Annotated in this window: 10 protein-coding genes; all 10 read right to left on the bottom strand. The window is 69.3% G+C overall.

The features are described from left to right. Positions 1 to 101: 101 nt before the first annotated feature. Positions 102 to 545, bottom strand: a complete 444-nt coding sequence (locus V7067_RS12055) for a YqaA family protein (protein WP_334176150.1) — start codon at positions 543 to 545, stop codon at positions 102 to 104. 12 nt (positions 546 to 557) lie between these two features. Next, positions 558 to 2,387 (bottom strand): SLC13 family permease, encoded by a 1,830-nt coding sequence (locus tag V7067_RS12050; protein WP_334176149.1) that lies wholly within the window; start codon positions 2,385 to 2,387, stop codon positions 558 to 560. 114 nt (positions 2,388 to 2,501) lie between these two features. After that, complete coding sequence (locus tag V7067_RS12045; protein WP_334176148.1) at positions 2,502 to 3,404, bottom strand: sugar kinase; 903 nt, start codon at positions 3,402 to 3,404, stop codon at positions 2,502 to 2,504. Between the two features lie 24 nt (positions 3,405 to 3,428). Next, positions 3,429 to 3,818, bottom strand: coding sequence for a methylglyoxal synthase (locus V7067_RS12040; RefSeq protein WP_334176147.1), 390 nt, complete (start codon positions 3,816 to 3,818; stop codon positions 3,429 to 3,431). A 45-nt stretch (positions 3,819 to 3,863) separates the two neighbouring features. Next, positions 3,864 to 5,399 (bottom strand): altronate dehydratase family protein, encoded by a 1,536-nt coding sequence (locus V7067_RS12035; RefSeq protein WP_334176146.1) that lies wholly within the window; start codon positions 5,397 to 5,399, stop codon positions 3,864 to 3,866. Then, on the bottom strand, positions 5,389 to 6,528 hold the full coding sequence (locus tag V7067_RS12030) for a mannitol dehydrogenase family protein (protein WP_334176145.1): 1,140 nt from the start codon (positions 6,526 to 6,528) through the stop codon (positions 5,389 to 5,391). Before V7067_RS12030 ends, V7067_RS12035 begins: the two co-directional genes overlap by 11 nt. Further along, positions 6,528 to 7,538 (bottom strand): zinc-binding alcohol dehydrogenase family protein, encoded by a 1,011-nt coding sequence (locus V7067_RS12025; RefSeq protein WP_334176144.1) that lies wholly within the window; start codon positions 7,536 to 7,538, stop codon positions 6,528 to 6,530. Before V7067_RS12025 ends, V7067_RS12030 begins: the two co-directional genes overlap by 1 nt. A 46-nt stretch (positions 7,539 to 7,584) precedes the next feature. After that, on the bottom strand, positions 7,585 to 8,403 hold the full coding sequence (locus V7067_RS12020) for an amidohydrolase family protein (protein ID WP_334176143.1): 819 nt from the start codon (positions 8,401 to 8,403) through the stop codon (positions 7,585 to 7,587). Next, positions 8,403 to 9,416, bottom strand: coding sequence for an aldo/keto reductase (locus V7067_RS12015; protein ID WP_334176151.1), 1,014 nt, complete (start codon positions 9,414 to 9,416; stop codon positions 8,403 to 8,405). Before V7067_RS12015 ends, V7067_RS12020 begins: the two co-directional genes overlap by 1 nt. 224 nt (positions 9,417 to 9,640) lie before the next feature. Then, positions 9,641 to 9,919: substrate-binding domain-containing protein (locus V7067_RS12010; RefSeq protein WP_334176142.1), on the bottom strand; the 279-nt coding region annotated here is incomplete at its 5' end.

Below are 9,919 nucleotides of genomic sequence, written 5' to 3'. Positions count from 1 at the left end.
AATTGCCCGCCTTCCGCAGAAGGGCGGGAATCAAAGTCGAAGGGTGAGGGCGCCAAGGTTCTTTATCATGGTTGTGCGGGTAGCATCTGGAGCCGCGCCCGTCAACCGGCAAGGCTGCGGGTGGCCAGCGCCAGCACGACATAACGCCCGGTCTTGGCCGCGCCCACCACCACGAGGAAGCGGCCGAACGGCTCGCGCATGAGGCCGGCGGCCAGTGTCAGCGGATCGCCGATGACCGGCACCCAGCTCAGCAGCAGCGACCAGTGGCCGAAGCGGCGATACCAGCGCTGCGCCCGCGCCAGCGCCGCGGGCGAGGCGGGAAACCACGGCCGGTTCTGCCACCGGCCGATGCTGCGCCCGAGCCACCAGTTGAGGCACGAGCCCAGCACGTTGCCGAGACTGGCAACCGCCACCAGCAGCCACACCGGCCAGCCCCCTGCCAGAACGAGGCCGGCCAGCACGCCTTCCGACTGTGCCGGCAGCAGCGTTGCCGCCAGAAAGGCCGCCAGAAACAGCCCGCCGAGAGCCAGCATATCGTTCAGCATCCGCGCCGGCCCTCAGAACGGCAGCAGCCACGGCACCATCAGCACCGTGATCGCCAGCGCCATGAGGGCCAGCGGCGTGCCGATGCGCACGAAATCCATGAAGTCGTATCCGCCCGGCCCCACCACCAGCGTGTTGACCGGCGACGACACCGGCGTGATGAACGCGGCCGAGGCGCCGAGCGCCACTGTCATGGCGAAGGGATAGGGCGAGGCGCCAAGCTCCTTCGCCACGGCCAGCGCCACCGGCGCCATCAGCACCGCGGTTGCGGTGTTGGAGATGAACAGCCCCATGACCGCCGTCAGCGTGAACAGCGCGGCAAGGATGGTGCGCGGGCCGGCGCCGCCGATCAGCTCGATCAGCATGCCGGCGGCAAGGTCGACGCCGCCGGTCTTCTGCAGGGCGGCGGAAAACGGCAGCATGCCGGCGATCAGCACCAGCGTCTGCCAGTGGATGGCGCGGTAGGCGCCGTTCATGTCGATGCAGCCGGTGAGCCCCATCAGCAGGCAGCCGATGAGCGCCGCCACCACGTTGGGCACGATGCCGGTTGCCATCAGCACCACGACGAGACCGAGAATGGCCAGCGCGTGGCGGGCTCTGGAGGCCGCCGGGGCGATGTCGTCGAACTCCGCCGGCAGTGCGTAGACGACCAGATCGGTCATGTCGCTCTGCAGCTTGCGGATCGCGCGCCAGGGGCCGGCGACCAGCAGCCGGTCGCCGATTTTCAGCGGTTCTTCCAGAATGTCCTCGCGCCGTGCCGTGCTGCCGCGCTTGAGGCCGACCACGCTCAGGTCATAGCGGCTGCGGAAGGTGGCCTGCACGACGCTGCGGTCCACGAGCGACGAACTGGCCGGCACCATCACTTCCGCCATGCCGATTTCCTGCGTCAGGTCGGCAAAATAGCGCGCCGGCAGCGGCAGCATTTCCAGCTGGTAGCGGCGGCAGACATCGTCGATGCGGGTCTTGGAGGAAAACACGTCGAGGAACAGCACGTCGCCGGCTTCCAGCACCGTGCCGGGGTGGGGCTGCACGAGGCTGCGGCCGAAACGGGCGTTGCGGTCGATGGCGATGACGTTGACGCCCTCGTTGGCCCGCAGGTGCAGCCGGCCGAGCTGCTTGCCCACCAGCGGCGAGCCGGGCGGAGTGCGCAGGCGGTATTCGCGCCCGCCCAGCGCATATTCCTGGGCCCAGGTGGAAAGCCGCGGCCGCTCGCGCGCCGGCGGCCGCGGCGCGGCCTTGCCGCCAAGCCAGCGCCGGGCCGTGGCCATGTAGAGCACGGCGACCGCAAGGATGGGGATGCCGAACGGCGCGAAGCTGAAGAAGCTGAAACCCTGATAGCCGGCACGCACCACCTCGGCCTGCACCACGAGGTTCGGCGGGGTGGCGACGAGGGTCATCATGCCGCTGATGAGGGCGGCGACCGAAAGCGGCATCATCAGCCGCCCCGGCGGCGCGCCGATATTGGCGGCGATGCGCAGCACCACGGGAATGAAGATGGCGACGACGCCGGTGGAACTCATCACCGAGCCGATGCCGGCGACGGCGATCATCAGCAGCGCCACCAGCCGGGCTTCGTTATCGCCCGCCCGCGTCACCAGAAGGTCGCCGAGCCGCCGCGCGACGCCGGTGCGCACCAGCCCCTCGCCGATCACGAACAGCGCCGCGATCAGGATCACGCTCGGGTCGGCAAAGCCGGCCAGCGCTTCGTTGACGGTGAGGATGCCGGAAAGCGGCAGGGCGGTCAGCATCAGCACCGCCACCACGTCCATCCGCGGCTTGTCGCGGGCGAACATGACGACGGCGGCGGCGAGAAGGGCAAGGACGATGGCGAGGTCGAGGGTCATGGCGGCCCATCATTCCCCATCAGCCGGCCTGCTGTCACCGGGGCTGCGGCGGGAAAGAACGGGCCGGTGCCGAAAAGACCGCTTTCCACAAGCGCGGCGGTCCGTCCGCAACGCTCAGTCCGGCATGGCCTCGCGCGGAATGATGGCGCCGGGCCAGGCGATCACCGTGCCGGCAAGGCGGTGGCCGGCCAGTGCGGCGGCGGCGGCATCTGCGCCGCGGATGCGGGCGGCGAGATAGCCGGCATTGAACGAATCTCCCGCCGCGGTGGTATCGACGGGCTGGACGGCGCGGGGCGGGGCAACGGCCACCGGCGCGCCGCTGCCGAACACCGTGCAGCCCTTCGCGCCCTCCTTCACCACCACCTCGCCGACGCCGGCGGCCCGGATGCGCGCCGCGCAGGCGGCCGCGTCGGCATCGCCGAACAGCATGGTCTCGTCGTCGAGGGTGGGAAGCGCCAGATCGACGTGTTCGAGAATGGCCGTGAAGGCGGCGCGGGCGGCGGCCGGGTCGCTCCAGCCGCGCGGGCGGTAGTTGCCGTCGAAGGCCACTTTCGCGCCGCGCCGGCGGGCGGCGGCGAGCATGGCCTTCAGCCGTGCGCGGCCCTCGTCGCCATAGAGCGACAGGCTGATGCCGGAGAAATAGATCCAGTCAAACGCCCCGAGGCGGGCGGAATAGTCCGCATCGGCCAGCGTGAACAGCTCGCGTGCCGGCGCGCGGTCGCGCCAGTAGAGGAAGCTGCGCTCGCCCTTCGCATCGCGCTCGATCATGTAGAGCCCCGGCAGCCGGCCGGGAACACGCAGGACGAGGCCGGTGTCGATGCCTTCGGCCTGCCAGCCTGCCAGCATCTCGGCGCTGAGGTGGTCGTCGCCGAGCGCCGTTGCATAGGCGACATCGGTGCCGAGGCGGGCGAGATAAATCGCCGTGTTCAGCGTATCGCCGCCGAAGGCGCGCGAGAACAGCCCGCCGCCGGCGGAGTTGATTTCCACCATGCATTCGCCAATGGAGACCACGCGCATGCGGGCAACCTTTCGGGTGTTGGATCAGGCCGGGCGGGGCGCCAGCATCCGCGAGGCGACGATCAGGTCGGCGCTGTGCGGATTGAAGGCACACGGCACGTCATAGACGAGGGCGAGGCGCAGCAGCGCCTTCACGTCCACATCGTGGGGCATCGGGGTGAGGGGATCGGGAAAGAACACCAGAAGGTCGATGAGGCCGTCCGCGATCATGGCGCCGATCTGCTGGTCGCCGCCGAGCGGGCCGGACTTGACGGTCCGGATGTCGAGGCCCGGCACCATCTTGCGGATCACCGAGCCGGTGGTGGCCGTGGCGATGAGGTGATGCGGCCGCAATTGCTCCTGATGGCGGTGCACCCAGTCGGCAAGCGCCGCCTTTTTCTGGTCGTGGGCAACGGCGGCAATCGTCATGGCCATGGCAGCATCATCCGTGCAAATGCAGGGGCAGCGTTTCCCCTTATCTCACATCACGGCGCCGAGTTGCCAAGGCACGAATTCGTTGTCCCCCAGTCCGTTCAGTTCGCTGAGGCTGCGGCGGCCGGAGGCGGTTTCCACCATCAGCGCAAACAGGTCCGCGCCCGCCTGCGCAATGGTCGCCGCGCCGTCCGGCACTGTGCCGGCATTGAAATCCATGTCCAGCGACATGCGCCGGTAGAGCGGGGTGTTGGTGGCGATCTTCAGAGAAGGCACCGGTTTGCAGCCATAGGTCGAGCCGCGTCCGGTGGTGAAGCAGATCAGGTTCGCCCCGCCTGCGACCTGCCCCGTGGCGGAAACCGGATCGTAGCCGGGCGTATCCATGAACACCAGACCGCTGGCCGTGACCGGCTGCGCATAGTCATAGACTGCCATCAGCCCGGTGCTGCCCGCCTTGGCGACGGCGCCCAGCGATTTTTCCAGAATGGTGGTGAGCCCGCCGGCCTTGTTGCCGGGCGAGGGGTTGTTGTTCATGTCGCCCTTGTGCAGGCGGGTGTAATCCTCCCACCAGTGCACGCGCGCCATCAGCGCCTCGGCCACGGCCGGCGAAGCCGCGCGCGCGGTGAGCAGGTGTTCGGCGCCGTAGATTTCCGGCGTTTCCGACAGGATGGCCGTGCCGCCGCGGGCGACCAGCAGGTCAACGGCCACGCCCAGCACCGGGTTGGCGGAAAGGCCGGAATAGCCATCGGAACCGCCGCATTGCAGGCCGACGCTGAGATGGCTGACGGGCACGGCGGTGCGCCGGGCTTCGTTGGCCACCGGCAGCATGGCCTCCACGGCGGCAATGCCGCGCGCCACCGCCTCCCGCGTGCCGCCGGCATCCTGAATGGTGAGGGCCGCGACAAGGCCGGGCGCGCGTGCTGAAAGGCTTTCTGCCAGCGGTGCGATCTGATTGACCTCGCAGCCGAGGCCGACAATGACGATGCCCGCGAAATTGGGGTGGTCGGCATAGCCGCGCAGGGTGCGGCGCAGCAGGTCGATGGCCTCGCCGGTGGCGCCCATGCCGCAGCCGGTGCCGTGGGTCAGCGCAACCACGCCGTCGACATTGGGGAAGGCGGCCAGCCGGTCGCCCCGGAAGGCCTCGGCAATGGCCCGGCTTGCGGTCGCCGAGCAGTTGACCGACGAGATGACGCCAATGAAATTGCGGGTGCCGACCCGCCCGTCGGCCCGCACATAGCCGTCGAATGTCACGATGTCGGCGGCCGGCACCGTCGGGCGGTAATCGCGGCCGAAACCGTGGTCGAGCGCGGGCACGCCCATGCCGCAATTGTCGACATGGACATGGTCGCCCGGCGCGATCGCGCGGGTCGCATAGCCGATGACCTGCCCGTATTTGACCACCGCAGCCCCTTCCGGCACGGCGGCAAGGGCGATCTTGTGGCCGCGCGGCACAGCGGCCGTGGCGGTGACGCTGTGGCCGGCAACGCAGATCGCCTCGCCGGCGGCCAGATCGCGGCGGGCCACGGCCACGCTGTCGCCGGCGCGTAGCAGCAGAGCCGGTTCGGTTACGTTGTCAGCGGTCATCGTTTGCCTCCGCGATGGCCTTCAGCTGCGGCTGCGGCAGATCCGGGCAGAGATCGGCGGCCTCGGCCAGCAGGGGAACGATGCGGCGGCGCACCTTCTCGGCGCGGTTCTGGGCAATATCCGCCAGCCGGTGCACAAGGAAGGGATTGAGGAAACGCTCGCGCACTGTGGCAAGATAGGCGGCTGCCGCCTCGCCCTCGCCGCGGGCGGCGAACACGGGCAGCACCTCGTCCTGCCACACCGCCTCGACGGCGGTGCGCAGGCTGTCATCGTTCATGGCCTGAAACACCGTCATGCCGGCCGGGCGGGCGCCGTCCTGCCAGGCGGCGGCGAGCACGGTGTGACCGAGATTGAGCAGGAACAGCTTCAGCCGCTCATAGCGGTCGAGATCGCCGGTGACGACGATCGCCGGGTGGCGGCAGGGCAGCACGAGCCCGTCCTGCGCGGCAATGGCCCACAGGGCATAGGGCTCTGCCACCGCGCCGGCGGGCTCGATCGGCTCGGAGACGATGCGGTCGACCAGCGAGTTTGCGAACCGGCAGTGACCGGCGAGCCAGTCGGCAAAGGCCGGCGGGGTGCCCCATGAGGCCGCCAGCCCGGTCAGGATCGCCTTCAGCCGGTCGCCGTTGCCGACGATCAGTTCGCAGGGAAACAGCGACAGCGGCCGGCCGGGGCTGACGACGAAGCGGGCATGCAGCAGCGCCAGCAGCTTGGCCGGAAAGCTCGCCGGCACGCGCTGCGGATCGGTCAGAATGCCGGCATCGTCGGCCGGGTTCAGATCGAAGCCGCGGTCTCCGGTGTTGGAGAGGATCACGTCCGCCTCGTGGATGGCGATGCGGCGCACCGTCTGCCAGTCACGCGCGGCCGAAAGGCCGAGGCCGATGGCCCGGCCGGTGACGGTCTCGTCCACCGTCGCGCCGTCCCTCAGGCCGCGGATGCGCACCGGATAGCCCTGCCCGGCGGCGAAGGCGGCAACGCGCGCCACGCTGGCCGGGCTGCCGGTGGTTTCCACCACCGCCACCGGCCCGAGTGCCTCGCCGCGCGCGAGGGCCTCGGAAATGAAGAGGTCGGCATGGGCCTGCAGAAAGCGGCTGGTGCCGAACTGGAGGATCGGAAAAGGCCCGGACATCACACTTCCACGATGGCTTTGACGACGCCCGCGGCGGGTTCCAGCAGCCCGGCGAACCGGGTGGGCACCTCTGCCAGCGTCATGCGGTGGGTGTTCAGCGCCTCGCTCGGCACATCGCCGGCGCGCATCGCGGCCATCACGGTCGCGAAATCCTCCGGCGTGGCATTGCGGCTGCCCAGCAGCGTCGTTTCGCGCTTGTGGAATTCCGGGTCGTTGAAGGCGATGTCGGCGGCGACGATGGACACCAGCACATAGGAACCGCCATGGGCGACGAACTGGAAGCCGCGCTCCATGGCCTTCGGGCTGCCGGTGGCATCGAACACGATATCGAAGAAATCACCGTTCGTTATGCGCGAAAGCTCATCCTTGTCGTCAGCGCCGAGCAGCACGGTCGCAGCCACTTTCAGGTGGCGCGCGCAGAAGGCTAGCCGGTCCTCGCGGCCGTCGATGACGGTGACGGTGGCGCCGCGCAGGCCGGCGAAGATGGCGACCGCCATGCCGATGGGGCCGGCGCCGACCACGAGCACGTTCTGCCCCGGTGCCGCATTGCCGCGCCGCACGGCGTGGGCGCCGATGGCGAGGAACTCGATCATTGCCGCCTGATCGAGGCTGATACCGGCTGCGCTGCAGACGAACTGCGCCGGCACGCTCAGATACTCGGCCATGCCGCCATCGCGGTGCACGCCGAGCACGCGGATACCGGAGCAGCAGTTGGTCTTGCCCTGCCGGCAGGCATGGCATTCGCCGCAGGAGATGTAGGGGATGATGTAGACCGGATCGCCGGGGGCGAAATCGCTGCCGGCGGGGGCCTCTTCCACGGTGCCGGAAAGCTCGTGACCCATCACGCGCGGATAGGACAGGTAGGGCTGATTGCCGGTGAAGATGTGCAGGTCCGTGCCGCACACCCCGACGCGGCGGATGCGCACCAGCACCTCGCCTTCGCCGCGGGCGGGCTTCTGCACCTCGCGGGCCGTGAGCAGGCCGGGTTTCTCGCAGGTGACGGTCAGCATGATCTTCTTCCGGAAACAGCGGTGGAAAACGGAACGGCTTGCCGCCTCAGCCGAGGCGGTAGAAGGCCCGGGCATTGCCGGCAAAAACGGCGGCGTGATCGGCGGCCGGCACGAAATCGCGGGCCATGGCGAGCCAGCCGGCATAGTCTCCGGCCAGCCGCAGCACCGGCCAGTCGCTGCCGAACATCACGCGGCCCGGCCCGAACAGCGACAGCAGCGTTTCGGCATAAGGCCGCAGCGCAGCCGCCTCACACCGCCCGCCGGCTTCCGTCAGAAGGCCGGAGAGCTTGCAGTGCACATTTGGCAGCGCCGCCAGTGCCGCGAGGTCGTCGCGCCACCCGGCGATGTGACCGCTCGCGATCCGCGGCTTGGCGCCGTGGTCGATCACCACCGGCAACGCCGGATGGCGGCGCACAAAGGCGGCGAGGGCCTTCAGGTGACGCGGCAGGACGAGGGCATCGAAGGTCAGGCCATGGCGCACCAGCGCCCCGGCGGCCGCATCCAGTGCCGGGTCGTCGATCCAGTCGTCTTCCGGCAGATCCTGCAACATCGGGCGGATGCCGCGGAATTTGGGCCGGGCGGCGAGGCGGGCGATCTGATCGGGCGCGCCGGGGGCTTTCATATCCACCCAGCCGACCACGCCGAGCACGAAATCGCTGGCGGCGGCGATGTCGAGCAGATAGCCGGTGTCCTCCGCCGTCGGCAGCGACTGCACCAGCACGGTGCCGCTGACGCCGGCCGCCGCCATCAGCGGGCGCAGATCGTCCGGGCCGAAATCGCGGTGGATTCCGGCCAGCGTTGCCGGCGGCCACTGGCCGGCGCGGTCGGCTAGGCGCCAGAAATGCTGGTGCGCGTCGATGACCATCAGCCTGCGGCTCCCGGCAGCGGCGCATCGGCGTGGACGAGGCCGCGTGCCTTCAGCGCGGTCCAGAATTCGGCCGGAATGGCCTGCTCGAACCAGTCGATGTTGCTGGCGAGCTGGGCGGCATTGCGCGCGCCGCTGACGCAGGTGACAACGGCGGGATGTGCCATCGGGAACTGCAGGGCGGCGGCCGGCAGCGCCACGCCGAATTCGGCTGAGACCGCCTGCAGCGCGGAAACCCGTGCCACCACTTCGGCCGGCGCATCGCCGTAGTTGAACTTGTTGTTGCCGACAAGGATGCCGGAGTTGAACGCCCCGGCGCAGGTAATGGCGGTTCCCGCCTTCACGCAGGCATCCAGCAGGCCAAGGCTTTCCTGCTCCAGCAGGGTGTAGCGGCCGGCGAGCATGGTGATGTCGATGCGCGCCTCGTTCAGGGCATCGCGGGCGACCTGCCATTCGTTGACGCCAAGGCCGAAACCGCGGATGGCACCGCTGTCGCGCAGTTCGCCAAGCGCGCGAAAGCCGCCGCCGCTGGTCAGCTGCGTCCAGTAATGGGCGCCCTTTTCGCCATGGGTGAAGCCGCCGATATCGTGAACGTAGAGAATATCGATATCGATGATGCCGAGGCGCTGCCGGCTCGCCTCGAACGACCGCAGGATGGCATCGTAGCTGTAATCGTAGACCGGGCGGAACGGCAGCGGCTTCACATAGCCCTGCTCTTCATCGCCCAGCGTCGCATCCGGCACCAGAAGGCGGCCGACCTTGGTGGAGATGACGTAATCGGCCCGGTCATGCTCGGTCAGCATGGTGCCAAGCCGGCGCTCGGAGCGCGTCATGCCATAGAACGGGGCGGTGTCGAAATAGCGGATGCCGGCTTCCCACGCCTTGTCGTGGGCACTGAGCGATTCCGCATAGGGCGTCACGCGGTAGAGGTTGCCCATCTGGGCGCAGCCGAGGCCCATGACGGTGAGCGACAGGCCGTTGCTCGGCAGGGTACGACGGTCGGAGACTTTCATGGGCATCGGGCCTGTTATCGGAACGGCAGGGTGGTCTTTGCGGTTGGGGCGGAGGCGGTTGCCGGCCCCGGTCCGGCCGGGCAGGCGGCAGGAGGGGGGGGGCCGTTGCGGGCTGGCCGCGCCGGGGCCGGCAGGGCCGGCGGGCATTGCACCCGCCGGCAAGAGGCCGGGAAGAGAGGCCGGGAAGAGAGGCCGGGAAGAGAGACCGGGAAGAGAGGACCGGCTCAGTACAGAACGTTCTGGGCCTGCGGGGTGTCGATGTTCTGCTTCGTCACCAGCACGACGCCGGTATCGATGAACTTCTCCACCTTCTCCTTGTCGATGACCTTGCGCACGGTGCGCACGCCGAGGTCGCCCATCTGGAACGAGCCCTGCACGGCGATGGCGGCCAGAGTGCCGTCGCGCACGAAGTTCTGCAGATCCTCGTTGCCGTCGAAGCCGATGCCGACGACCTTGCCCGCCTTGCCGGACTGCACCAGCGCGCGGCCCATGCCGATGGCGGT

Source organism: Pseudoxanthobacter sp., assembly GCF_036822375.1.
In the GTDB taxonomy this organism is placed as follows: domain Bacteria; phylum Pseudomonadota; class Alphaproteobacteria; order Rhizobiales; family Segnochrobactraceae; genus Pseudoxanthobacter.
Note: the sequence above shows the minus strand (reverse complement) of the source record. Positions and strands in the feature narration are given on the sequence as shown.

Bases quoted from the DNA above. Each gene is read 5' to 3' on its own strand.
- V7067_RS12055 (WP_334176150.1), bottom strand. From the start codon at position 545: ATGCTGAACGATATGCTGGCTCTCGGCGGGCTGTTTCTGGCGGCCTTT.
- V7067_RS12050 (WP_334176149.1), bottom strand. From the start codon at position 2,387: ATGACCCTCGACCTCGCCATCGTCCTTGCCCTTCTCGCCGCCGCCGTC.
- V7067_RS12045 (WP_334176148.1), bottom strand. From the start codon at position 3,404: ATGCGCGTGGTCTCCATTGGCGAATGCATGGTGGAAATCAACTCCGCC.
- V7067_RS12040 (WP_334176147.1), bottom strand. From the start codon at position 3,818: ATGGCCATGACGATTGCCGCCGTTGCCCACGACCAGAAAAAGGCGGCG.
- V7067_RS12035 (WP_334176146.1), bottom strand. From the start codon at position 5,399: ATGACCGCTGACAACGTAACCGAACCGGCTCTGCTGCTACGCGCCGGC.
- V7067_RS12030 (WP_334176145.1), bottom strand. From the start codon at position 6,528: ATGTCCGGGCCTTTTCCGATCCTCCAGTTCGGCACCAGCCGCTTTCTG.
- V7067_RS12025 (WP_334176144.1), bottom strand. From the start codon at position 7,538: ATGCTGACCGTCACCTGCGAGAAACCCGGCCTGCTCACGGCCCGCGAG.
- V7067_RS12020 (WP_334176143.1), bottom strand. From the start codon at position 8,403: ATGGTCATCGACGCGCACCAGCATTTCTGGCGCCTAGCCGACCGCGCC.
- V7067_RS12015 (WP_334176151.1), bottom strand. From the start codon at position 9,416: ATGAAAGTCTCCGACCGTCGTACCCTGCCGAGCAACGGCCTGTCGCTC.